This is a genomic window from Puniceibacterium antarcticum (assembly GCF_002760615.1).
Lineage (GTDB): Bacteria > Pseudomonadota > Alphaproteobacteria > Rhodobacterales > Rhodobacteraceae > Puniceibacterium > Puniceibacterium antarcticum.
Genome location: NZ_AWWI01000060.1, coordinates 19,143 through 42,894 on the forward strand (window position 1 = coordinate 19,143; position 23,752 = coordinate 42,894).

At 61.0% G+C, this 23,752-nt stretch carries 26 protein-coding genes and 1 tRNA gene; 10 read left to right on the plus strand and 17 right to left on the minus strand.

What is annotated here, in order from left to right:
* Nucleotides 1–287 precede the first annotated feature (287 nt).
* The 7 genes from P775_RS07735 to P775_RS07765 form a co-directional block, all read right to left on the minus strand.
* On the minus strand, nt 288–974 hold the full coding sequence (locus P775_RS07735) for an adenylate kinase (protein ID WP_099910657.1): 687 nt from the start codon (nt 972–974) through the stop codon (nt 288–290).
* Nucleotides 975–979: 5 nt separating this feature from the next.
* A complete protein-coding gene (acs, locus tag P775_RS07740) occupies nt 980–2,929 on the minus strand; it encodes an acetate--CoA ligase (protein ID WP_099910437.1) in 1,950 nt (649 codons plus the stop codon).
* A gap of 87 nt (nt 2,930–3,016) precedes the next feature.
* On the minus strand, nt 3,017–3,772 hold the full coding sequence (locus P775_RS07745) for an ABC transporter ATP-binding protein (protein ID WP_099910438.1): 756 nt from the start codon (nt 3,770–3,772) through the stop codon (nt 3,017–3,019).
* 14 nt (nt 3,773–3,786) lie between these two features.
* Nucleotides 3,787–4,542, minus strand: coding sequence for an ABC transporter ATP-binding protein (locus tag P775_RS07750; protein ID WP_099910439.1), 756 nt, complete (start codon nt 4,540–4,542; stop codon nt 3,787–3,789).
* A gap of 12 nt (nt 4,543–4,554) precedes the next feature.
* On the minus strand, nt 4,555–5,757 hold the full coding sequence (locus tag P775_RS07755; protein WP_099910440.1) for a branched-chain amino acid ABC transporter permease: 1,203 nt from the start codon (nt 5,755–5,757) through the stop codon (nt 4,555–4,557).
* A gap of 4 nt (nt 5,758–5,761) precedes the next feature.
* Entirely contained in the window at nt 5,762–6,793 is a 1,032-nt protein-coding gene (locus P775_RS07760; protein ID WP_099910441.1) for a branched-chain amino acid ABC transporter permease, read from the minus strand.
* 109 nt (nt 6,794–6,902) lie between these two features.
* Nucleotides 6,903–8,267: a substrate-binding protein gene (locus tag P775_RS07765; protein WP_099910442.1), complete on the minus strand. Its 1,365-nt coding sequence runs from the start codon at nt 8,265–8,267 to the stop codon at nt 6,903–6,905.
* A gap of 221 nt (nt 8,268–8,488) precedes the next feature.
* On the opposite strand from P775_RS07765, the gene P775_RS07770 reads away from it, so the two are divergent.
* The 5 genes from P775_RS07770 (at nt 8,489) to P775_RS07790 (ending at nt 14,474) form a co-directional block, all read left to right on the plus strand.
* Nucleotides 8,489–9,802 carry a helix-turn-helix domain-containing protein gene (locus P775_RS07770; RefSeq protein WP_099910443.1) on the plus strand — a complete coding sequence of 438 codons (1,314 nt, stop codon included), beginning with the start codon at nt 8,489–8,491 and terminating at the stop codon, nt 9,800–9,802.
* An 87-nt stretch (nt 9,803–9,889) separates the two neighbouring features.
* Nucleotides 9,890–10,273, plus strand: a complete 384-nt coding sequence (locus tag P775_RS07775; RefSeq protein WP_099910444.1) for a response regulator transcription factor — start codon at nt 9,890–9,892, stop codon at nt 10,271–10,273.
* Complete coding sequence (locus P775_RS07780) at nt 10,270–10,560, plus strand: hypothetical protein (protein WP_099910445.1); 291 nt, start codon at nt 10,270–10,272, stop codon at nt 10,558–10,560. Before P775_RS07775 ends, P775_RS07780 begins: the two co-directional genes overlap by 4 nt.
* On the plus strand, nt 10,557–13,238 hold the full coding sequence (locus tag P775_RS07785; protein ID WP_099910446.1) for an ATP-binding protein: 2,682 nt from the start codon (nt 10,557–10,559) through the stop codon (nt 13,236–13,238). Before P775_RS07780 ends, P775_RS07785 begins: the two co-directional genes overlap by 4 nt.
* 156 nt (nt 13,239–13,394) lie before the next feature.
* Nucleotides 13,395–14,474, plus strand: a complete 1,080-nt coding sequence (locus P775_RS07790; protein WP_180287371.1) for a FliM/FliN family flagellar motor switch protein — start codon at nt 13,395–13,397, stop codon at nt 14,472–14,474.
* Between the two features lie 345 nt (nt 14,475–14,819).
* Here P775_RS07790 and P775_RS07795 read toward each other — a convergent pair whose 3' ends face one another.
* Genes P775_RS07795 through P775_RS07810 form a run of 4 tightly spaced genes read right to left on the minus strand, consistent with a single transcriptional unit; the run spans nt 14,820 to nt 17,006 of the window.
* Entirely contained in the window at nt 14,820–15,245 is a 426-nt protein-coding gene (locus P775_RS07795; protein ID WP_099910448.1) for a protein tyrosine phosphatase family protein, read from the minus strand.
* 9 nt (nt 15,246–15,254) lie between these two features.
* Nucleotides 15,255–15,689, minus strand: a complete 435-nt coding sequence (locus P775_RS07800; protein WP_099910449.1) for a DUF6691 family protein — start codon at nt 15,687–15,689, stop codon at nt 15,255–15,257.
* Between the two features lies 1 nt (nt 15,690).
* Entirely contained in the window at nt 15,691–16,116 is a 426-nt protein-coding gene (locus P775_RS07805) for a YeeE/YedE family protein (protein ID WP_099910450.1), read from the minus strand.
* Nucleotides 16,117–16,142: 26 nt separating this feature from the next.
* Nucleotides 16,143–17,006 carry an MBL fold metallo-hydrolase gene (locus P775_RS07810; protein WP_099910451.1) on the minus strand — a complete coding sequence of 288 codons (864 nt, stop codon included), beginning with the start codon at nt 17,004–17,006 and terminating at the stop codon, nt 16,143–16,145.
* 340 nt (nt 17,007–17,346) lie between these two features.
* Here P775_RS07810 and P775_RS07815 point away from each other — a divergent pair, with 340 nt between their 5' ends.
* Nucleotides 17,347–17,562, plus strand: coding sequence for a hypothetical protein (locus P775_RS07815; protein WP_099910452.1), 216 nt, complete (start codon nt 17,347–17,349; stop codon nt 17,560–17,562).
* A gap of 81 nt (nt 17,563–17,643) precedes the next feature.
* Here P775_RS07815 and P775_RS07820 read toward each other — a convergent pair whose 3' ends face one another.
* Nucleotides 17,644–17,859, minus strand: coding sequence for a hypothetical protein (locus P775_RS07820; RefSeq protein ID WP_180287372.1), 216 nt, complete (start codon nt 17,857–17,859; stop codon nt 17,644–17,646).
* A 119-nt stretch (nt 17,860–17,978) separates the two neighbouring features.
* Between P775_RS07820 and P775_RS07825 the strand changes: the two genes are divergently transcribed.
* Nucleotides 17,979–18,239 (plus strand): DUF2312 domain-containing protein, encoded by a 261-nt coding sequence (locus P775_RS07825; protein WP_099910454.1) that lies wholly within the window; start codon nt 17,979–17,981, stop codon nt 18,237–18,239.
* Between the two features lie 105 nt (nt 18,240–18,344).
* On the opposite strand, the gene P775_RS07830 is transcribed toward P775_RS07825, so the two are convergent.
* Nucleotides 18,345–19,085 carry a YkgJ family cysteine cluster protein gene (locus P775_RS07830; protein ID WP_099910455.1) on the minus strand — a complete coding sequence of 247 codons (741 nt, stop codon included), beginning with the start codon at nt 19,083–19,085 and terminating at the stop codon, nt 18,345–18,347.
* Nucleotides 19,086–19,369: 284 nt separating this feature from the next.
* Here P775_RS07830 and P775_RS07835 point away from each other — a divergent pair, with 284 nt between their 5' ends.
* Both P775_RS07835 and P775_RS07840 read left to right on the plus strand, forming a co-directional pair.
* Nucleotides 19,370–21,076, plus strand: a complete 1,707-nt coding sequence (locus P775_RS07835; protein ID WP_099910456.1) for an ABC transporter permease — start codon at nt 19,370–19,372, stop codon at nt 21,074–21,076.
* 50 nt (nt 21,077–21,126) lie between these two features.
* Nucleotides 21,127–21,202: transfer RNA gene (locus P775_RS07840), tRNA-Thr, on the plus strand.
* A 133-nt stretch (nt 21,203–21,335) separates the two neighbouring features.
* Here P775_RS07840 and P775_RS07845 read toward each other — a convergent pair.
* From P775_RS07845 to P775_RS07860, 4 genes are all read right to left on the minus strand, one after another.
* Nucleotides 21,336–22,082, minus strand: a complete 747-nt coding sequence (locus P775_RS07845) for a hypothetical protein (RefSeq protein ID WP_099910457.1) — start codon at nt 22,080–22,082, stop codon at nt 21,336–21,338.
* Nucleotides 22,083–22,293: 211 nt separating this feature from the next.
* A complete protein-coding gene (locus tag P775_RS07850; RefSeq protein WP_099910458.1) occupies nt 22,294–22,608 on the minus strand; it encodes a hypothetical protein in 315 nt (104 codons plus the stop codon).
* A 12-nt stretch (nt 22,609–22,620) separates the two neighbouring features.
* Nucleotides 22,621–22,884 (minus strand): hypothetical protein, encoded by a 264-nt coding sequence (locus P775_RS07855; RefSeq protein WP_099910459.1) that lies wholly within the window; start codon nt 22,882–22,884, stop codon nt 22,621–22,623.
* Entirely contained in the window at nt 22,874–23,200 is a 327-nt protein-coding gene (locus P775_RS07860) for a hypothetical protein (RefSeq protein WP_099910460.1), read from the minus strand. Before P775_RS07860 ends, P775_RS07855 begins: the two co-directional genes overlap by 11 nt.
* Nucleotides 23,201–23,343: 143 nt before the next feature.
* On the opposite strand from P775_RS07860, the gene P775_RS27525 reads away from it, so the two are divergent.
* Nucleotides 23,344–23,748 (plus strand): hypothetical protein, encoded by a 405-nt coding sequence (locus tag P775_RS27525; RefSeq protein ID WP_143520842.1) that lies wholly within the window; start codon nt 23,344–23,346, stop codon nt 23,746–23,748.
* Nucleotides 23,749–23,752: the final 4 nt, after the last annotated feature.

Below are 23,752 nucleotides of genomic sequence, written 5' to 3' on the forward strand. Positions count from 1 at the left end.
ACCCTCGCCTGTCCAGGCCAGCCGGTTCGGAAACATCTGGAACTCTCTTTCATTGCGTCGGCCACTCAGGAACCCGCGTGGCGTGCGTCGCGCTATTTTGGGCAAGTTACGTCGCCGCGTCCATGCCTGATGCGCAAACCGGGTTCAATCTCTGATGGTAATTCTTCCAGTGCGCACAAAGCGCTACACCCTCGCCTGCGCGGGGTGACGATCTTTAGATCAGAGGAAACCAGCGCCCCCAAGGGAGGTTGCGCAAACGCGCCCCCATGGGGGCGCGTTCATCTGGGTCAGGCGCTGGTCTTCGCCACAACAGCGTCAAGCCGGGCCGCAACATCCTGTATCGCGTCCATCGCGGGCACGCGATGCAGCGCACCACGGGCCTCGTAATAGGCGATCAGCGGCGCGGTCTGGGCATGATAGGCCTGCAGTCGGCTGCCGACCGTTTCCGCCGTGTCATCGGCGCGCCGTGTCATCTCGGTCCCGCTACAGGCGTCGCAAACGCCAATCTTCTGCGGGATCTTGAAGTGGTCGTGATACCCTTCGCCACAGCCCGCACAGGCGTAGCGGCCAGAGATGCGGTTGACCATCTCATTGTCATCCACATCCAGGCTGATCGCAGCGTCGATCTTCTGGTCGCGTTCGGCCAGCAGCTGATCCAGCGCTTCGGCCTGCGGCGTGGTGCGCGGAAAACCATCCAGGATCACGCCATGCACGATGTCGGGCGCGCCCAGACGTTCGCGCAGGATGGCGATGACGATGTCATCACTGACCAGCCCGCCCGCATCCATCACCGCCTTGGCCTGCTTGCCGGCATCCGTACCCTTCTTGACAGCCGCACGCAGCAGATCACCGGTCGACAGCTGAACCATGCCGAACTTTTCTTCCAGCATCCGCGCCTGTGTGCCCTTGCCGGCCCCGGGGGGGCCAAGCAGGATCAGGACAGGGGCGGCTACGGGTTTTGTCGTTCCATCCATCGGCATCACCTCCGGTTCATTCGGTTTTCGATGAGGTCATCCACCACATCAGGATCAGCAAGGGTCGAAGTGTCGCCAAGCGCACCAAAGTCGTTTTCGGCGATCTTGCGCAGGATGCGGCGCATGATCTTGCCAGACCGGGTCTTGGGCAGGCCCGGTGCCCATTGGATCAGATCGGGCGAGGCGATGGGGCCGATTTCCTCGCGCACCCAGCCGCGCAATTCCTTGCGCAGATCCTCTGTGGCCTCGACCCCGTTCATCAGCGTCACATAGCAATAGATGCCCTGACCCTTGATCTCGTGCGGGTAACCCACAACCGCCGCCTCTGCGACGGATTCATGGGCCACCAGCGCGGATTCCACCTCGGCGGTGCCCATGCGGTGGCCAGAGACGTTGATCACGTCATCGACGCGCCCGGTGATCCAGTAATCGCCATCTTCGTCCCGGCGGCACCCATCGCCGGTAAAGTAGTAGCCTTTGTAATCCGAAAAATAGGTTTTTTCGAAGCGGTCATGATCTTCCCAGACCGTGCGCATCTGTCCCGGCCAGCTGTCCTTGATGGCCAGCACGCCTTCGGTGGGCGATTCGTGGATTTCGGCGCCGGTTGTCGGCTCCAGCACAACGGGCTGCACGCCAAAGAACGGCTTCATCGCCGCCCCCGGTTTCGTCGCATGGGCGCCGGGCAGGGGCGTCATCAGATGGCCGCCGGTTTCGGTCTGCCACCAGGTGTCGACGATCGGGCAGCGCCCGCCGCCGACCACGTCATTGTACCAGTTCCAGGCCTCGGGGTTGATCGGCTCTCCCACGGTGCCCAGCAGGCGCAGGGACGACAGATCACATTTGGTGACGAATTCCTTGCCCTGACCCATCAGCGCGCGGATGGCGGTGGGGGCAGTGTAGAACTGGTTCACCTTGTGCTTTTCGCAGACCTGCCAGAACCGGCTGGCGTCGGGCCAGGTCGGCACCCCTTCGAACATCAGGGTTGTCGCGCCGTTGGCCAGCGGGCCGTAGATGATATAGCTGTGCCCGGTGACCCAGCCCACATCGGCGGAACACCAGAACACGTCACCTTCGTGATAATCAAAGGTGATCTCATGTGTCATCGCGGCGTAAACCAGATATCCGCCGCTTGAGTGGACAACCCCCTTGGGCTGTCCGGTCGAACCAGAGGTGTACAGGATGAACAGCGGATCTTCGGCATTCACCTCGACAGGGTCGAATGTGGTTGCAGCCTCTTTCGCCAGCGCGGTGTAGTCATAATCATGCTCTGCGGTCCAGGTGGTCTGCCCCCCGGTGCGCTTGACCACAAGGCATTTCACCTTGTCGCTTGTGTGCAGCAGCGCCTTGTCGGCATTGGTTTTCAGCGCGGTCTTGCGGCCACCCCGCGGCGCCTCGTCCGCGGTGATCAGAACCTTTGCGCCGCTGCCGTTGATGCGCGAGGCCAGCGCGTCGGGCGAAAATCCGGCAAAGACGATGGAATGGATCGCGCCGATGCGCGCGCAGGCCAGCATGGCATAAGCCGCCTCGGGGATCATCGGCATATACAGCACGACGCGGTCGCCCTTTTTCACCCCCATATCGCTCAGCACATTGGCCATGCGGCAGGTGTTGTCGTGCAACTCCTGATAGGTGATGTGCTGTGCGGCCTCTTTGGGATCATCGGGTTCCCAGATGATCGCGGTCTGATCGGCGCGGCTGGCAAGGTGACGATCGATGCAGTTGGCCGACACGTTCAGCGTGCCATCGGCAAACCAGTTGATCTTGACCTGACCCAGCGTGAAATCCGTGTCCTTCACCTGAGTGTAGGGCTTGATCCAGTCGATCCGCTTGCCGTGCTCGCCCCAGAACTTGACGGGATCTGCGACACTGGCCGCGTACATCTCGTCATATTTCGCCGCGTCAATATGGGCGGCTCTGACCAGCTCTTCAGCGGGGGGATAGGTTTTGTCTAACATGGTATGCTCCTCCAATTAGGGGGCAGGGAAAACCGACCGGCCCCCGAATGCAAGACGCCTTTGGTCCTAGGGGGCCGGAATTTGGCTTCAGATGGCAAGATATTCGGCGCGAAGCTGTTCGTTTTCAAGAACTTCGGCGGCGGTGCCGTCAAAGACAATAGAGCCGGTGTCCAGGATCACCGCACGGTCGGCCAGTTGCAGCGCCCGCACGGCGTTCTGCTCGACAATGATCGTGGTCATGCCCTGCTCTTTGACAATGCGCAGGGTCTTTTCGATCTCGTCCACGATGACCGGGGCAAGACCTTCGTAGGGTTCGTCCAGCAGCAGCACCTTGATATCGCGTGCCAAAGCCCTGGCAATGGCAAGCATCTGCTGCTCGCCGCCCGACAGGGTCACGCCCTCCTGCTTGCGCCGCTCACCCAGACGCGGGAACAGCTCGTACAACCGCTCCAGCGACCAGCCGATGGGCGGGGCAATCTGAGCCAGCTGCAGATTTTCCTCGACCGTGAGGCCGGCAATGATGCGCCGGTCTTCGGGGACCAGACCAAGACCCGCCATCGACGCCTGATAGGAACTCATCAGGTGCAGCGGCTGGTGATCCAGCCAGATTTCGCCCTTGTTCACCTGTGGATTGGCCAGCCGCGCGATGGACCGCAGGGTGGTGGTTTTCCCCGCTCCGTTGCGCCCCAGCAGGGCAAGGATTTCGCCCTCGTGGACGTTAAAGCTCACGCCCTGAACGATGTAGCTTTCGCCGTAATAGGCGTGAATGTCCCAGACCGACAGAAAGGCCGGAGCGGTTTCCGCCTTGTTGCCGTGCTTGGAAAAGTCGGGTTTGACGTTCATTTTGTGTCCTCCCTTCAGGCCGACTCGCCCAGATACGCTTCGCGTACCTTGGGGTGGCCCTTGATTTTATCCGGCGTGTCCTCGACCAGCGGCGTGCCCTGGGCCAGAACGGTGATCCGGTCGGCCAGCGAAAACACCACATGCATGTCATGTTCGATGATGCACATGGTGATGTTGCCGCGCGCCTTGATATCCTTCAGCAGGTCGATGGTGTTGTTGGTATCGGCGCGCGCCATGCCGGCGGTCGGCTCGTCCAGCAGCAAAAGGCGTGGCTCCTGCACCAGACACATGGCCATTTCCAGCCGCCGCTTGTCCCCGCGCGACATCGATGCTGCGTGCATGTTGCGCTTGTCCAGCATCTTGACCTCGCTCAGCATCTCCTCGGCCCGGGCGCGCAGCTTCTTCTCGCCCAGCACGGACGCAAAGGCGTGCATCCGGAACGATCCGTCCCGCTTGGCCAGACACGGGATCATCATGTTTTCCATCACCGTCAGATCGCCAAAGATTTCGGGTGTCTGGAAAACGCGGGAAATGCCCATCTGGTTGATCTCGTAAGGCTTGCGCCCCAGAACCGACTGACCGGCGAACATCACCGACCCGGTGTCGGGGATAAGCTTGCCCACCAGACAGTTGAGCAGGGTGGATTTGCCTGCACCGTTCGGGCCGATGATCGCATGCACGGTGTTGTCCGCGACCGAGAGGTTGACGTTGCCCAGGGCCTGGAGGCCGCCGAAGCGCTTGTTGACGTCTTTGACTTCAAGAATGCCCATTGACGTGCCTCCTTATTCTGCGGGTTTCGTTGCGGTGGACGAACGGTGGCCAGCGGCTTTCTTGCGGCGGAACAGTTTGCCGATCTTCTGGCCGCCCTGAACAAGACCACCGGGCAGAAAGATCACCACAGCCATGAACATCAGGCCCAGCGTCAGCGACCAGCCCTTGCCCACAAAGGGATGGACGAGTGTGACCATCAGATCCTCAAGCCCGTCGGGCAGGAACGAGAACCAGCTGTGCAGCACGTTGTCGTTGATCTTGGAGAAGATGTTTTCGAAATACTTGATGAATCCCGCGCCCAGAACGGGGCCGATCAGTGTGCCCGCACCGCCAAGGATGGTCATCAGAACCACCTCACCCGACGCCGTCCACTGCATCCGCTCGGCACCGGCCAGCGGGTCCATCGCGGCCAGCAGCCCACCGGCCAGACCGGCATACATGCCCGAGATCACAAAGGCCGCCAGAGTGTAGGGCCGCGCGTTCAGGCCGGTATAGCTCATCCGCTGCTGGTTGGATTTCACCGCCCGCAGCATCAGACCAAAGGGAGAGCGGAAGATGCGGATCGAGATGTAAAAGGCCAGCAGCATCAGCAGGGCGCAAAGGTAGTAACCCGCGTTGAACTGAAACAGCCAGGGCCCGACATGCATTTCATAGGTGGACCGCATTTCAAGCCCGAACAGCGAGGTGACCGGGATGCCGCCATCTGCGGAGACCGAGGTGCCAAGGATGCGCGGATCGTTCAGCGACAGCTGCAGGCCGGTTTCGCCGTTGGTGATCGGCGTCAGCACCGAATAGGCCAGCGCGAATGACATCTGCGCAAAGGCCAGGGTGAGGATCGAAAAGTAGATGCCCGATCGGCGCAGGCTGACAAAGCCGATGATCAGCGCGAACACACCGGCGACAATGACCGACAGTATGATGGCCGGGATGACGTTCATGCTGAGCAGCTTGAACATCCACACGGCCGAGTAGGAGCCGACCCCCAGAAAGGCCGCGTGGCCAAAGCTGAGATACCCGGTCAGGCCGAACAGGATGTTGAACCCGATGGCAAAGATGCCGAAGATCACGAACCGCTGCATGAGGTCCGGATAACCCGCGTTGAACTGCGCCATGGCGGAGTCGGTGGGAAACGGGTTGAGGATGAAGGGTGCGCACATCGTCAGAACGGCGACGATCAGCAGCAGGGTGGTGTCTTTTTTCTCGATTGCGAACATGGTCTTACTCCTCCATCACGCCTTTGCGGCCCATCAGGCCACGGGGGCGGGTCAGCAATACGATGATCGCGACGACATAGATGATGATCTGGTTGATACCGGGGATCAGGTCGATGATCTGGGTCATGGACGCAAAGGATTCGAGGATCCCCAGCAGAAAGCCCGCCAACACCGCGCCGGGCAGCGACCCCATGCCACCGACCACGACCACCACGAAGGACAGCACAAGGAAATCCATCCCCATGTGATAGTTGGGCGCGTTGATCGGCGCATACATCACCCCCGCCAGCCCCGCGACAGCTGCGGCAAGGCCGAACATGATGGTAAAGCGTTTGTCGATGTTGATGCCCAGCAGGCCCACCGTCTCACGGTCAGCCATGCCCGCACGGACGACCATGCCAAAGGTGGTGAACTGCAGAAAGGCAAAGACCGCGCTGATGATGACGGCAGCAAAGCCGAAATACACAAGGCGCCAGTAGGGATAGATGATCACGTTGGGATCAAAGCCCAGCAGGGTGCCAAAGTCGAACGATCCACGGAACATTTCGGGCGCACCGGTCTGGATCGGGTTGGCACCGTAGTAATATTTGATGACCTCCTGCAGCACGATGGCGAGGCCAAAGGTCACCAGAATCTGGTCCGCATGGGGGCGCTTGTAGAAATGCTTGATCAGGCCCCGCTCCATGATGAACCCGATGGCGATCATGATGGGAATGGCAAAGAAAATGGCCAGCGGCACCGACCAGTCGATGATGCCGTTGCCAACCTCGGCTCCGAACCAGTGCACCACATAGGGCGTGTCAAAGGTCGACGGATTGCCGAGGAAGTCAGTCTTGCTCGGATCGACCGTCTGAAAGCTGATCGACAGGATCCGTTGCAAGGTGACGGCGCAGAACGATCCGATCATAAAGAGCGCGCCGTGGGCAAAGTTCACCACGCCCAGCGTGCCAAAGATCAGTGTCAGACCCAGCGCGATCAGCGCATAGGCCGAGCCTTTGTCGAGGCCGTTCAGGATTTGCAGAATAATGGCGTCCATGGTCCCACCCTTTGACGTTGTGTGATGTGGGGAAACACCCCGCCCCAATGGGGCAGGGTGCAGGAAAGCCGGTCGTGCGAGTGCTGCACGACCGATAGGTGGCGTAGGGTTACGCGCCCGGGTTGCAGGCGCCCAGAGCACCACCAGCGAACATGGGGTGGTCGGGGGCGTACGTGACCTGTTCGGTCGGGGTCACTTCGACGATTTCCACCAGGTGGAATTCATCCTCGGGGTTCTCTGCGCCTTTCACGACCAGCACATCCTTGAAGCACTGGTGATCGTCGGCACGGTAGAGGGTCGGACCGTTGCCCAGCCCGTCGAATTCGAAACCGGCAAGGGCTTCGCCGATGGCGCAAGGGTTGAACGTACCGGCCCGGGCCGCAGCATCCGCATAAAGCAGCGTCTGCGCATAGCAGGTCTGAGCGGCCTGTGACGGCGGGAAGCCATACTTGTTGCCAAAGGACTGCACAAAGGCATTGGTGCCTGTGTAGCGCGCGCCCATCTGACTTTCGACTTTCCAGTCCCAATTCTGCGACCCGACGATGCCCTTGATGTTGGCACCGGCACCCTTGGCCATCAGCTCGGAATAGAGCGGCACGATGATTTCGAAGTTCTTGCCGTTCACCTGCTTGTCACGCAGACCGAACTGAACCGCGTTGGTCAGCGAGTTGACCATGTTTCCGCCGTAGTGGTTCAGGACCAGAACATCTGCGCCGGAATTCAGAACGGGCGTGATATAGGCCGAAAAATCCGTCGCGGCGAGCGGGGTGAGCACGTTGTTCACTGTGGTCCAGCCCAAAGCTTCGGTCGCGGCCTGGATCGATTCCTGCTGCGTCCAGCCCCAGGTGTAGTCAGCGGTCAGGTGATAGGCTGCCCGATCCGAACCATAGAGCTGCTTGAGCACAGGCGCGAGAGCGGCCGCAGACATATAGGCGTTGAAGAAGTGACGAAAACCGTTCGCCTTCTTGTCCTTGCCAGTGGTGTCGTTGGAATGGGTCAGACCCGCCATGAACACGACGCCAGCTTCCTGACACAGACCCTGCACGGCAACCGCCACGCCTGAGGAGGAGCCGCCGGAAATCATGATGGCGCCGTCTTTTTCGATCATCGACTTGGCCGATGCGCGGGCTGCGTCCGATTTGGTCTGTGTGTCGCCGCTCACATAAGCGACCTTCTTGCCGAGGATACCGGTGCCGTCGAGCACTTTTGACGAAAAGGTCGATAGCATCCCGCCGTCGCCTTCACCATTCAGGTGTTCAACCGCGAGTTCGAAGGCGCGCAGCTCGTCCGCACCTTCGTCGGCATAGGGGCCAGACTGCGGAACGTTGAAACCCAAAGTGACGGTGTCACCGTTCGGCGCGTTGGTGTAACCAGATTGTGTTTGCGCCGACAGATACGTCGGCATCGCAAGACCTGCGCCGGCGATTGCGCCGGTCTTGATCACGCCACGGCGTGTCAGGTTCATTTTGGACATTAGCATCCTCCCATGTGGTGAATTGCGAAAGCGGGCTCCTCTTCCCTCAGTCGCGTGCACCGTTCCGTGCAAATTCACTATGCGGTGAAGACCGAAAATTTCGCAACAACTGCTTTGAATACATGGAAAATTTTGTAAAGTAATGAACAGCATTACGTTATGTTCTGTAAATAACGTTATATTGCGGTGCAGAAAGACATTGAAAGCGAAGGAAATTCCCAATGGCGCGTGACACACTGACCGGCAGCCGGATCCGCGACAGGCGCACGATCGCGGGGATGAAGCAGGCAGATCTGGCGCGCAAGGCGGGCATCTCTGCGTCCTATCTCAATCTTATCGAACACAACCGGCGCAGAATCGGCGGAAAGTTGCTGCTGGACATTGCGGGTCTTCTGGATGTGGAGCCGTCTCTGCTGACCGAAGGGGCCGAGGCAACGCTGATCGCGGCCCTGCGCGAGGCAGCCTTGGATCCGCGCGGCGGGGCGGCTGAATTGGACCGGGCCGAAGAGTTCGCCGGGCGTTTTCCGGGCTGGTCGGGCCTTTTGGCTGACAATCGCCGACGCATCGCGACGCTGGAGCGTACGGTAGAGACGCTCACGGATCGCATGACCCACGATCCGCATCTTGCCGCGTCCTTGCACGAAATGCTGTCGACCGTGACGGCGATCCGATCCGCAGCGTCGATCCTGGCCGAACCGGGTGAGATCGAGCCGGAGTGGCAGCAGCGTTTTCACCGCAATATCTACGAGGATTCCGCAAGGCTTGCGGACACAAGCCGTGCCTTGGTCAGCTATCTTGAGGCGGCGGATGATGCCTCGTCCGAGTCGAGCGTACCGCAGGAAGAGGTGGATGCAATCCTTGAGGCTGCAGGTCATCATATTGCGGTGCTGGAAAACGGAGAGGCAAGGCCGCAGGAGGTGGCGATTCAATTGGCCGCCGAAGCGTCTGAACCGGCACGCGAGCTGTTGCTGCGCAGTCTTGTGCGTTATGCCGACGATGCTGCGCGTCTGCCGCTGGCTTCGCTTACGCAGGTGGTGGCACAGACCGGGGCCGATCCCATGGCGCTGGCGCAGAGCTGCGGTGTGGATGTCGGCCTTGCCATGCGTCGGCTGGCCAGCCTGCCGGGGGATGTGCTGCCCGAACCGGTCGGCCTTGCGATCTGCGATGCCTCCGGCACGCTGACCTATCGCAAACCATTGCCGGAATTTGCCATGCCGCGTTTCGGCGCGGGCTGTCCGCTTTGGCCGCTCTATCAGGCGCTGAGCCGCCCGATGATGTTGCTGGGGCAGACGGTCGAACAACCGGGGCCACCGGCGCGCCTGTTCCGCGCCTTTGCGGTGGCGTTGCCCGCAGGTCCGGTGCAGATCAACAGGGAACCACTGTTTCAGTCGCATATGCTGATTGTGCCGCTGTCTGGCGGAGCGGTCACGGGGGCGCTGCCGCTGGGCACCACCTGCCGGATCTGTCCGCGCACGGGTTGCGACGCGCGTCGCGAGCCGTCGATTCTGAGTGGGCGCGGGCAGATCGGCTTTTGACAGCTGGCTGTGCAAAGGCGATAAGGATGTATGGGAGCCACATAAGGGACAAAAGTCGCAGGGTGCCCATAAGGGGGAGGAACGGGAATGCCCAAGCAGGTCCTGGTGATCGAGGACGAGCCCAATATAATAGAAGCCATCAGCTTTATCCTGTCGCGCGACGGATGGACGGTAAAGACTCATTCCAACGGCTTGACTGCGGTTGAGACGGTGCTGATGCGTAAACCCGATGTGGTGATCCTGGATGTGATGCTGCCAGGGAAGAGCGGCTACGACATCCTGCGAGAGCTGCGTGATCTGCCGCAGACCGCAACGCTGCCCATCCTGATGCTGACCGCGCGGGGCCAGACCAAGGACCGGGAGCTGGCCGAGCGGGCCGGTGTCAGCCATTTCATGACCAAGCCATTCAGCAATGCCGAAGTGCTGGCCGCAGTGCAGGCTTTGGTCGCGCCGGTGGGCGATGCCAAATGACTGAAACCGGCCCCGAGATTTCGCCGGAACGGCCAAGATCGCCGCTGTTCCTGCAACGGCAGTCCTACAGGCGCAGGAGGCTGATAGATGCGGCGCGGTTCTTGCCGGTTCTTGGCCTGCTGTTGTGGGCTGTGCCGCTGCTGTGGCCCACGGGCGAACAGGAGCCTGTCCACAGCTCTGGCGCGCTGATCTATATCTTCGGAATCTGGGCTTTGCTGGTGCTGGCCGCCTTCGTGCTGTCGCTGCGTCTGAAAGTCGGGGGGACCGAACCCGGGGGCGGGGGATGATCACGCTTAACGGGCTGGTGGCGGTTTGCCTGACCTATGTGGTCTTTCTGTTCGTCATCGCCTTTTTTGCGGAACGCTCTGCCTTGCGGGGGCAGGTCCGTTGGCTAAAGGCGCCGCTGGTCTATACGCTGTCCCTGTCAATTTATTGCACAGCCTGGACATTCTACGGCGCGGTCGGATCGGCGGCGCGATCTGGGTTTGAATATCTGACCATCTACCTTGGACCCAGTCTGGTCATGGTCGGCTGGTGGTGGATATTGCGCAAGCTGGTGCGCATCGGGCGCAGCCAGCGCATCACCTCTGTCGCTGACCTTGTGTCGTCGCGCTATGGCAAATCGAACCTGCTGGCGATCTGTGTGACCATCCTCGCCGTGATCGGGACCACGCCTTATATCGCGCTGCAACTGCAGTCGGTCACGCTGAGCTTTGAGGTGTTTGCCCAGCCAGGTGTGCCCTCGCCCGAGGAAGGGCTGCGCAGCTATACTGCGTTGTGGGTCGCCTTTGGCCTTGCCCTATTCACCGTGATCTTTGGCACCCGGAACCTTGATGCAAATGAGCGCCACCACGGCGTCGTCATGGCGATCGCGGTCGAGGCGGTGGTGAAGCTGGCAGCGCTGCTGGCCGTCGGCATCTTTGTGGTCTGGGGGCTGTCGGGCGGTGTGGCGCAGACTCTGGCGCGGATTGATGCGTCAGAACTGGGCAGCTGGCAGATGGATGGCGGGCGCTGGGCGGGGCTGACGCTGCTGTCTGCTGCAGCGTTTCTGTGTCTGCCGCGCATGTTTCAGGTGCTGGTTGTCGAAAGCGATGACGAGGGCCATCTGCGCACCGCAAGCTGGGCCTTTCCGCTCTACCTTTTGCTGATGAGCCTGTTTGTCGTGCCGATTGCGGTGGTCGGGCTGGATCTGCTGCCCGCCGGGTCCAATCCAGACCTTTTTGTTCTGACTGTGCCGCTGGCCACGGGGCAGGAAGGGCTGGCTGTATTGTCCTTTCTCGGCGGGTTCAGTTCTGCGACATCAATGGTGATCGTTGCGGCGATTGCGCTGTCAACCATGGTGTCGAACCACATCGTCATGCCGATCTTCCTGCGTCTGACCGGCAACGGGGCCAGTGTGTCGGGCGATGTGCGCCATGCGGTGCTGTTGTCGCGGCGGCTGTCTATCACGGGGGTCGTGGGGCTTGGCTATCTCTATTATTCGCTTTCGGGCGGCGGCACGGCGCTTGCGACCATCGGCCTTGTGTCCTTTGCGGGTGTGGCGCAGGTGCTGCCTGCGATGCTGGGCGGTATCTTCTGGCGCGGTGCGACGCGGATGGGGGCGCTGGCCGGGCTGACCTCTGGCTTTGCCATCTGGCTCTATACGCTGTTCCTGCCCAGCATTGGCAGCGGCGCCCTGTCCGATGCCATCATGGCGCAGGGGCTGTTCGGCCTGAGCTGGCTGCGTCCGCAGGCCCTGTTCGGCATCAGTGGGCTGGACCCGTTGCTGCATGCCTTTCTGTGGAGCATGACGTTCAATGTCACCGCCTTTTTCAGCTTTTCTCTGGCCAGTTTTCCGTCCCCTCTAGAGCGGTTGCAGGGCGCGCAGTTCGTCAATGTCTTTGACCATTCCGGCGGGCCGCGCAGCTGGGCGGGGGGTGTGGCCCAGACCGAAGATCTGATGATCATGGCGCAGCGCATCCTGGGCGCCCCCGAGGCGCAGGCGCTGTTTGAACGTGAGGCGCATCGGCAGGGGGGACGGGGCCTGCTGCCTGATCCAACCCCGGATTTTCTGGAGACGCTGGAAAAGGAGCTGTCCGGATCGGTCGGCGCCGCCACGGCCCATGCGATGGTCGGACAGATCGTTGGCGGCATGTCGGTTTCGGTTGAGGATCTGATGGCAGTTGCGGATGAAACCGCGCAGATGATGGAATATTCCGCCCGGCTTGAGACCCAGTCGAACGAACTGAGCCGCACCGCGCGCCAGCTGCGCGAGGCGAATCAAAAGCTGACCCGGCTGTCGGTGCAAAAGGATGCCTTTCTGACCCAGATCAGCCATGAGTTGCGCACGCCGATGACCTCTATTCGCGCATTTTCCGAGATTCTGCGCGACAGCCGGGGGCTGACTGCGGCCGAGCACATCAAATATGCCTCGATCATTCAGGATGAGGCGATCCGCCTGACCCGGTTGCTGGATGATCTGCTTGATTTGAGCGTGCTGGAAAATGGGCAGGTGAACCTGAACCTGCGTCAGGGGCTGCTGTGCGACCTGCTGGACCGGGCAGCGGCGGCGGCCAATGACGGGGGGCATGCGGTGCGCATCCGCCGCAACGGTCCCAACGAACAGCTGATGCTGAACACCGATCTGGATCGCCTGAGCCAGGTTTTTATCAATCTGATCGCCAATGCGCGCAAATATTGCGATGCAGACGCCCCCGAGTTGGAAATCCGTGTGAGTGAGAAGACCGGCCTGCTGGTGATCGATTTCATCGACAACGGTTCGGGAATCAGTGTCGAAGCCCAGGACCTGATTTTTGAAAAATTCGCCCGCGTCAGCGACAGACAGGCAGGTGGGGCAGGGCTCGGGCTGGCCATCAGCCGGCAGATCATGACGCGTCTGGGGGGCGAAATCTCCTATCTTCCGGGGTATGGCGGCGCCGCCTTCCGTGTCGCCCTGCCGAGGAATTTTGCCTTGGCAGCACAATAAGATCTCGCGGCTAAAGCCGTTGGTAACCAAATCTGCCCATAACCCTTTTCACAGTCAGCCGAGAAATGGGCAAAGCGAAACATGGGCGAACCGGCAAGACAGGATGTTCTCGGCCAGAAGGCCAGCGCGTCGCGCAGGGCATTTGAGGCACGCGCGATGTCGCCTGCCAAGGCCTTGCGCCTTGCCTTGTCGCGCACAGCGGATGTGCTTTGGGAAATGGCGCTGGTCACACAGGGTGTGCAGCAAGAGGTGTTGGATCAGGAAGAGTGTCTTGAGTTGCTCTCGCCCGGCCTGCTGCTGGTCCTGATGGAGGGGCCGCAAGAGGCGCGGGGACTTGTTTCTGTCGACCGGGAGGTCATGACGGGCATGATCGAGATGCAGACCATCTCGAAAGTGACCAGAATGCCGATCGAGGACCGCCCGCTGACACCCACAGATGCCGCCATGATGGCGCCGTTGATCGAAGGGGCGCTGGAACGGTTCGAAGGCAACCTTGAGGGACACCCCGATCTTGCGCTTCTGAGCGGGTTTCGCTTTGGCGCGATGGTGGAGGATGCCCGGACGGCCGGCCTGCTGCTGGAGGCGGCGTCTTTCCGGGCTTTTCGCGCCTCTCTGGACATGGACTCGGGCACACGGCGGGGGGATATCCAGATTTTTCTGCCTGTGCGGGAAGTTTCCGTTGCACCAAACCCCGAGGCAGAAGCGAAACCCGGCCCCCACGAGCCGCGCATGATGCTGGTCCCCGCGCAAATCGAGGCGGTTCTTGCGCGCATCCGCATGCCCCTGAGCAAGGCCTATGGCTTGCGCAGGGGGGACCTCGTGGAATTGCCGAGGCTGGCGCTGGACAAGGCGGAACTGATCGCGGGCAAGGGCCATCGTCTGGCGGTCGGGCGTCTGGGGCAAATGAATGGTTTCCGGGCGATCCGCCTGAACCTGCCTGCGGGGGCCAGCCCGACTAAAGCCCTTGGCGCCGCCGCTTTGACAGATGAGGCCGAGACGGATTTCGCTGGTGGAGCGGGCTTTGCTGCAGGGGCGGAGTTCGGCATGTCCGCAATGGGAATGTCAGACGCCGCAAATGCACTGCAAGAGGAAGAAGACCTGCCTGATCTGCCAGCGCTTGATTTCGACACGGAATTTGGGGGCGGCGGGGATTTCGACTTTGATCCCGGCGGCAGTGACGAAGACGGAGGCGATTTCCCCATGGCCGCCATGGGCGGGGATTGGGAAGATAAATGACCGGCCCTCTGCGCTGGTGCAGATCCGAGACAAACGGATCATTTTCAGGCTGTGTCGTGAGACTTAAATCGTCCCGCCTTAAACTTTCATCGCTTGTTCGCTGCCTTTCGTCTGCGCCGCCAAAGCGAAAAGCGATGAGTGTGTTTCAGCTTAAAGGCGGGACGCTCTGGAAACGCGCAGAACATCTGAGCGCATTGTTTCCCCAAACGTCCTCCTGCGCCTGAGTGAGCTGACGCCTTTGGACGCGAGCCGGGTGTGATACCCGCCAGAGCGGGCATCATTGGCGCGTCATCACGCGGCAAGAGGTCGTTGGATGGTCGCTATCAGCGCATCCGAGCCTGTTGGTCAGCGCTTGGACAGATTTTCCAGAGTGGGGCGCAACCCTTCCAGATCGTAGCCTGCGGCGGATACGGCGTGCAGGATCGTATCGGCATCCTGCTTGTCGGCCTGACCCAACGCCCAGACGACCGAGCTGCGGGTTCCGGAAGCACAATAGGCCAGAACCAGACCTTCGGCGCCGTCGACGAAGCCTGCGTGACGGGCGATGTTTTCTGGCGTCATGGTCTGGTGTGTCAAGGGCAGCGCCTTGAACTGCAGCCCTGCTGCGGTCACGGCAGCTTCGATCGCGGCGGCCTGATGGCTGGGCCCAACTTCGCCATCCGGGCGGTTGCAGATCACCGTGGTGATCCCCGCCTCTTTCAGGGCCGGAACATCCTCGGCGCTGATCTGCGGCGAGACGTGGTATTTCGGTGTGATCTGACGTATTTCCATCGCGTTTAACTACTCCGCTGCAATTGCTCTGTCCAGATAGGACCGTGTGCGTGGGGCCAGTGCCATCCCGGCCAGCATCGCCAGCATAAAGACAACAACACCGGGCCCGCCATAGCTGATCGACGCAACAGCAGGGCCGGGGCAGAGACCGGCAAGCCCCCAGCCGGCGCCGAAGAGCACGGAGCCGATGACCAGATTGCGCCCGAGGCGCGGATCGGGTCGGGGGGGGAAGGATCCGCCGACCAGCGGTGTCCGGCGCAGGCGGGTCAGCTGCCAGGCCAGGGCCATGGGCAGGATCGCGCCGCCCATGACAAAGGCCAGTGTGGGGTCCCAGTCCCCGAACACATCCAGCCAGCCCTGAACCTTGGCCGTGTCGGTCATGCCGGAAATATGCAGGCCCGCGCCGAACAGGCTGCCCGCAAGCAGGGCAAAAAGGGTGCGCATGTCAGATGATTCCCAGCAGATGGCGGAACAGCGCCACGGTGATGCCACCCGCGCCGATGTAGAAACAGGTGGCGACGATGCCCCGCAGGCTGAGCCGCGAAATGCCACAGACCCCGTGACCCGAGGTACAGCCGTTGGCCAGACGCGTGCCGACACCGACCAGCATCCCGGCCACGACCAGCACCGCCAGATTGCCGGTGACATGGGTCGCAACCCCACCAAAGGCCAGGGTCAGCAGCAGGGGCAGGGCGATCACGCCCGCCAGAAAGCTGAGCCGCTCTGCCGCGGTGTCACGGCCCGATCCGTCGATCAGCCCGCCGATGATGCCGCTGGCGCCCATGATCCGCCCGTTGGCCAGCAGATAGACCGCCCCGCCGGCGCCGATCATCAGCCCGCCCAGCAGGCCGTGGATCCAATCCGTCTCCATTCTTGCTCCTCGCAAAACCCGCAGGTTTACAGTCTGTTGATCGGTACCTTGAGAAAGACATTGCCCTGCTCATCGGCGGGCGGCATGTGGCCGGCGCGCATGTTCACCTGCAGCGAGGGAATGATCAGCTTGGGCATACCGAGCTGCGCGTCGCGGGCATCGCGCATGGCGACAAAGTCATCCTTGCTGCGCCCTGCACCTATATGCACGTTCTGCGCCTTTTCAGCCGCGACCGTGGTTTCCCAGGCATAGTCATCACGCCCGGGGGCCTTGTAGTCATGGCAGACAAAGATCCGGGTGTCTTGCGGCAGTGACAGGATCTTTTGCACCGAATTATAGAGCATTTCCGAGGACCCGCCGGGGAAGTCACAGCGCGCCGTGCCGAAATCCGGCATGAACAGCGTATCGCCCACAAAGGCTGCATCACCGATGACATAGGTCAGACAGGCCGGGGTGTGGCCCGGAGTGTGCAGGGTATCGCCGCGCAGCTGACCGATATCAAAGATGTCGCCATCCTTGAACAGGGCATCGAATTGCGAGCCGTCGCGCTGGAATTCCGTACCTTCGTTGAAGACCTTGCCAAAGGTGTCCTGCACCACGGTGATGCGTTCGCCGATGCCGATCTTGCCGCCAACCTTTTGCTGAATGTAGGGCGCGGCGGACAGATGGTCGGCATGGACATGGGTTTCCAGCAGCCAGTGCACGTCAAGGTTGTGTTCGCGGACATGGGCGATGATGTCGTCGGCGGATCGTGTGTCTGTGCGTCCCGAGGCATGATCAAAGTCCAGAACAGAGTCGATGATCGCGCAGGCGCTGCCCTTTGGGTCTTTGACGACATAGGATACCGTGTTTGTCGCTTCGTCGAAAAAGCTTGTGACATCTGGTTTCATGGAGGTTCCTCTGAGATCTTGTTAACACATACAGCAATTTGAATATGTTTCAAGTGGATTCCGCACCGCGTGTGATGCCTAGTTGGGCAACTTGCGCGGGGCCGCACTTTCTGGGCGCCAACAGCGACGAAAGTCTTGATCGACTCGCCACGCTGGCGCAAACTCGAACACACGCTATGCGCGCGTCGCCTGAGGAGGAGGGGCCGCTGGACGGACTGCCGAACGGCTTTGGGACTGCGCGCGATCCGCAGTTTTCGTGGCCCTTCGGATGCCCTGACATGGGACATGGAACTGCGGGTTCCATCGCTGCATGACTGCCAAGCCAGAGGGAGGAGACCTCATGACCAGACAGACCCTGAAGCGCCGGATTGATGCGCTTGAAAGCGATATTTCCGAAGTTGACGCAGACATGCGACAGGAGATGGTGACCCGGTTGCGCCAGCTTGTGCTGACGCTGGATCTGGGGACGTCCCTGCCGCGCGGCCGGTCCGTGCGTGGGACAGAGCTGCGCGAAGATGAGGACGCCGAAGACGCGTTTGACAATATGCCGATCTGATCTGGTACTGGCCCAACCGACGCAGCTCCCGAACATTGCAACCGGTCCCTGACCGGTGCATGGGGTGTGTCGGTCAGGGTCTTACCCGAGGAAGATCCCGGTGATGACCATCATCAGCCCGATGACCGACAGGCCAAGCGCGCCAAAATTGTAAGGCAGCACACGTTGCACGGCGGCACGCAGTGCATCATCGGACAATCCGGCCCGGCGCGCGCGGGCCACTTTGAATATGCACCAGACAAGACCAGCAAGACCAACCACCGAAAGCGCGGTTCCTGCCCAGATCAGACTATCCATGAGGCGGCCTTTCATCCCGTTACGTCTGCGCGCGGTAATTCATTGCCGAGCCTGCCGCAACCCCTTGATGGGGCGGGTGGTGCGGGTTATCGAGTGCAAAACCCGCCAGGAGTGAGCAGATGAGTGACGAGCAGGCAGACGCGACCTATCGCATAACCGCAGACGAATTGCGCCAGTTTATCGAGCGTATTGAACGGCTTGATCAGGAAAAGAAAGACATCGCCGACCAGCAGAAAGAGGTCATGGCCGAAGCAAAGGGTCGGGGTTACGACACCAAGGTCATTCGCAAGGTCATCGCCCTGCGCAAGCGCGAACCCGACGATATCGCCGAAGAAGAAGCGGTAATGGAGATGTACAAGCAAGCGCTTGGCATGGTCTGAGGCCTGAAAAGCGCCTGAATCTCTGGTATGGAAGGCGTATGGAAACCGTATGGTTTTGGTATGGCTCCCATCGGGATAGTCCGGATCTGCGCGGGGGGACTGAGGTCAGCCGCCGAACCGCCGCCGCTCGTCTTCCAGCGCGCGGGGCGGCTGGCGGGCGGCGCGCAGGCAGCTGGCCAGATCTTCGCCCCGGCTCGCCCCTGCGGTGATGCGCGCAAGGCTGTAACTCGCCACCTGGCTGACCCCGTCCAGCGCCGCGCGGCTCAGCGACACTGCGGCCAGCATCAGCCCCTGTGCGCCCACCACACCGGCCCCGGCGGCGGGGATGCCTTCGGCAATCTTTGCGCAGGCCGCCACGTCGGTCGAGATATAGGTCCGGCAGATCAGTGGGCGCGCGTCATAGGCGCGGCAGGTCCGTGTGAGCGGGTCAAGTGCGGCGCAGGCGCGTGGATGCCAGTCGCGCCCGTCAGGTTTGCCCGCCAGTGGCGCCAATGCGCCGTGCATCTGGCGCGCCTCTGCCTCTGAAACCGTGCCGCCATCCTGTCCCGACAGGATGCAGCAAAAGGCACAGCCCGCCGCACAGGCGGCTGAGGCAAGCGGCCCGTCGGGCCTGTCTGCAATCTGCTGCAACGCCATCCCGGCAATGCGAACCGCCGGCAAGCCGCTGCGCATCTCGCGCACCAGATCCTGAAACGGCATGCCATGCCCCTCTGCCGCCTCAAGATAGACAAGCAGCAGCTTGCGGGCCCGCGCGGTCACAGAGGTTTCTGCCCCCTTGAGCCTGACCGACGCCAGACGGGATTTCAGAGAGGCAATATCGCGGGGTTTTGAGAGGCCAGGTTTCATGACCCGGAACTATGGCCGCCTCAGATCCATTGGCAAGGCCCACCGACGCGAACCCGCCTGCCAAGGGCACGCTCCGCCGCAAAACTGCCCCGTTTTCACCTGTCTGTAAATATCCCGGGGGAGTCGTCGACAGACGACGGGGGCAGCGCCCCCTGCAGGGCAGCGTGCAAGACGCCCGGGTGTGCGGGATGCGCCGGGTCGCAGGGGGGTTTTGGTTGCCGGACCACTGGCCTATAAGCCTGCCACGCCTGTGACTTTGCTTTTCCATCGGAGCCCGTTCGCCCATGTCCGTGACCGATACCCCGGCCAGCCGCCCATCAGGCTCCCGGCCAACCCCTCCGGCAAGGCCCTTGGCCACAGCCCGCCGCCTGTCGCGGTTCTGGCCCAGCCCCTGGTCGCTGGGCGCGGTGCTGATCGCGGCGATTGTCGTGGGGCCGATTCTGGCGGTGGTCTGGATCGCCCTGTTTCCCTCCGACAACATCTGGCCGCATCTGATTTCGACCACGCTGCCGCGCTACATGAAAAACACTGGCATCCTCATGTCTTTGACCGGGACATTGGCCGCGGTGGTCGGCACAGGGACGGCCTGGATGGTCTGCCGCTACGACTTTGTGGGGCGGCGCTGGCTGGAATGGCTGCTGCTGCTGCCGCTGGCGATTCCCGCTTATATGGGCGCGTATGCCTTGGTCGATTTCCTCGAATATGCCGGGCCGGTGCAGACCGCCCTGCGCGAGCTGTTCGGCTGGAGCTCTGCGCGCGATTACTGGTTTCCGCAGATCCGCTCCATGGGGGCGGCGGTGCTGGTGCTGGGGGCCGCACTTTACCCCTATGTCTATCTGCTGGCCCGGGCCGCATTTCGCGAACAGTCCGGCAGCGCCGAGGAAGTGGCGCAGTCGCTGGGGGCAGGGGCGCTGGGGCGGTTCTTTCGCGTCGGTCTGCCCTTGGCGCGCCCGGCGATTGCGGCGGGTGTGGCCATCGTGATGATGGAGACGGTGAATGATTTCGGCGCGGTGGATTATTTCGCGGTGCAGACCCTGACCACCGGCATTTTCAGCGTCTGGCTGCAAAGCGGCAATGCCGGGGGGGCGGCACAGATCGCCTGTGTGGTGCTGGTCTTGGTGATCCTGCTGGTGAGCCTTGAAAAATCGAGCCGCCGTCGGATGCAGTTCTTTAACCTGTCGTCCCGTCACCGCCCCGTGCCGCGCCGGCGCCTGCGTGGTCTGGCCGGTCTTGTGGCGATGCTGCTTTGTGCGCTGCCGTTTCTGTTCGGCTTTGTGCTGCCCTCCGGGGTTCTGCTGAGCCATGCGCTGGATTCCGCGGCGCGCTGGAACGATCCGGCGCTGATTGCCGCCATGGGCAACACGCTGATGGTGGGCGGCATCGCGGCGGTGGTCACGGTGGCGGGCGGGATCTTCCTCGTCTACGGCGTGCGCCTGTCGGGGCGCCGGATTCCGCGCCTGCTGCTGCCGGTCACGACCATCGGCTATGCGGCACCGGGGGCGGTGCTGGGCATCGGCATCCTTATCCCGCTTGCGGGGCTGGACCACGTGCTGGCGGATTTTGTCGAGGGCGTCACCGGCTGGGACATCGGTCTGCTGCTGACCGGGTCGGCCTTTGCGCTGGTGCTGGCCTATTGTGTGCGCTTTTTTGCCATTGCGCAGGGCGCGGCAGATGCGGCGATGGGGCGGGTTTCCCCCAACCTCGCCCTAGCTGCGCGCTCGCTTGGGCGCACGCAGGGTCAGGTGCTGGGCGCGGTCTATTACCCGCTGATCCGCGCGTCGATCGCCTCGGCGCTGCTGCTGGTCTTTGTGGACTGCGTCAAGGAGCTGCCCGCGACGCTGTTGCTGCGGCCCTTCAACTTTGACACGCTGGCGACGCGGGTGCATGAACAGGCGAGCCTGGAAAACATCGCAGGCGCGGCACCGCCCGCACTTCTGGTGATCCTGGTGGGGCTCTGCGCGGTTGGATTGCTGGCGCGTGCAAACCGGTAAAAAATCCTCTTGCACGCCGTGGCCTGTCTGAGTATTGCTGCGCCGCAAGTGCCCCTATAGCTCAGCTGGTAGAGCAACTGATTTGTAATCAGTAGGTCCGCGGTTCGAGTCCGTGTGGGGGCACCACTAAACCACTGAAAATAAAAGATTTTCCAAATATCGCCCCGCTGTCCGTCCGAGCGTCCGAATGCGTCCGAGTCGGACGGCCTCGGACGGAGCGTAAATTTATGACCAAACCGGAGCATTATGAACGGTTTTCTCAGTTGTTTTCTGCACTGCTGAAAAGCGGTCCGTGATCCTCATCCCGAAAGTTCGCGAGGTCATATGCAGTCCCGGCCAAGCGCTCCATCAGCATGTTAATCTGCGCTGCCTTAGCTTCGGAATAAGGGATCACCCGTGTCTTGATTTGCCGCCAGGCGTCAGGCCCAACATGGCATGGCGTCCATCGTACCAGTAGAGCGCCCGCTTCACCGACTTCAGGATCTTTGATTGCCTGGCGCCGGTAGATCTGATTGGTCGAATAGGCTTCTGTGCCGCTTTTGGTGATAGTACGCGTCACTCGAACAAGAGCGATTTCAGGACGCGCCTCGATCTGTTCATGACTGCTTGAAAATTGGCCACCGCTCAACATCACACGGTTTGTCGTGTCTTCCCAATCATGGGGCGACAACTCGCTATTGGCACTACGGGTCAAGGTTCCTCGTAAGCGAGGGTCGAACAATATCAAAAGTCGCGTCTCCTTTTTGCCCTCCAACATCTCTTCACCAAAGGCCGAAAGAGCTTCCTGAAGAACCTTCAAATTGTTTGCAGCAATGCGCCAGCGTTTCTGTCGGTCTTGATCACACTCGATATCTTTCCGAGTTTTTACAAAGGCGCGTAGTTCTGCATCATATCCTTCTGTCAGGACAGTAAAGATGCCATCAGAGCCAACATAGCATGGAAATTTATGAATGAATTCCGCGCCACCGCGTTGGTGGTGGATTGTAATATCTGCTAATTTTGCCATCTGTCTGGCTCCTTTACTGCATTTTCTGAAGGGTAGGTTTGCGGGGGCATTCTGAACCATTCGGGCAAACGCCGTGGTGCTCTTCGCTGGAAAACCACAAGCCGTACATGATTTCCCAGCATGTGCGGCAGTACGCAGAAAAGGGTTGGTCAGGCAGACCAGGTGCGCGCTCATCTTTTTTGTTGGAACTGTCCATCGCCCGGCACCTATCCTATGTGATCTGCGCCAAGGCGCGGGCCATGATGCCCTCTGCGTCGTATTTTTTCGACAGATCTGCAGGCGTCATGCCCGCTAGCCAGTCGGTAAAGTAGGCTACACATTCGAGGGCGTCGGCATCGCTAGCAGCTTCCGGAACGCCGGGCACGATCAGCGCGTCGCTGTCCTTTGCATGACGTGCCCGGATGTCCACAAGGTTACGGAAGGCTGCGCCGCCAGATCCGATGCAAATCAAGCCAGGGTGGTTTTGGCGGGCTGAAAAGCTGATCAGTCCGTCTCGGCTGCAGTGGGCATATGTTGTCTGGGTCATCGGGTCAGTCCTTTATGTCTTTGGCTTAGCGCTGTCGAAAAAGCGGTGCGCGTTTTCGTTCAGAATGTCGGCGACGGTCTGCGCAAAACCTTCTGGATCTGTGATGCCATCCACGACCAGCAAGCCCGGCCAGATCATCGAATAGGACGTGAGCCCGGTCTCAGGGTTGCGCTTTGGGGCTTCGGCAAAATGAACCGCGATTTTGCCGCCTTCTTTGTGCGGCCGAGCATTGGTCCGTGACGTAGTGAAATACTTGTGTGGGGTTTCATCCAGCATCGCTGTCCCCTTTTGAGATCTCGGGCTCCACTTGGTCCAGCTCGGGAACTTTGATGCCCGAAAGCATGTGGCTGGCCGTGTCGTCATAGAGGCGCTGCAGTCTGTTCAGCTTTGCACGCAAGGATGCGATCTTTGCCTGGTCGCGGTCATAGATCTCTTTGGCCTGTGCGCCATTCACATAAATCTCGCCAGCCAAGCGCCCGGGGTGGTACACTCTCGCTTCCCCCCGAAATTCGCGGTCAAGAGGGGATCGGCCTGTCTTTGCCATGCGCCCGACGACATCGATCTTGTCGGGGTATTTCATTTGATCGGTCACTGACCCATCCTTTCCATATCTTCCCAGCTTTCAAACATCGGCGGCATGCTGCAAACGTCCTGCCGCTGGGTATAATGCGAAGTAGGCATGATCATTAGGGCCAGCAAGGCCCCGATGAGCGCAGACACAAAGCACTTCATCGGTTGGCCCTTTGTGACTTTTTGTTGCATTTGCTGTCTCCGTCGACTTTACCTCGGGTTTTGGCTTTGCTACCTTTGGTTGTGTTTTTGCTAATTTTGGTTGTGGTTTTGATGCTTTTGGTTGTGCAGACAATCGCAGGAGGCAAGGCTTTGACGATCAAATGGCATAAGGTGGCGTTGTTCTCCGCGGTGACGGCCGTCCCCGGTACTACGTTGATTTTTACAGACCGCACGCTGCAGCGCTGGGATGTATGGCTGGTCGTTACCCTATGGACAGCTGTTTTTTCCTGTGCCGCGCTGATGGTGCAGCTTCCCGAAAAGACCAGGGCGCGGAAGCTGTCAGAATGGATCACCGTGGGCCTTACGCTGGTCGCGATAGCCCTGCCCATCCTGTTTGCGGCACCGTAGCGCA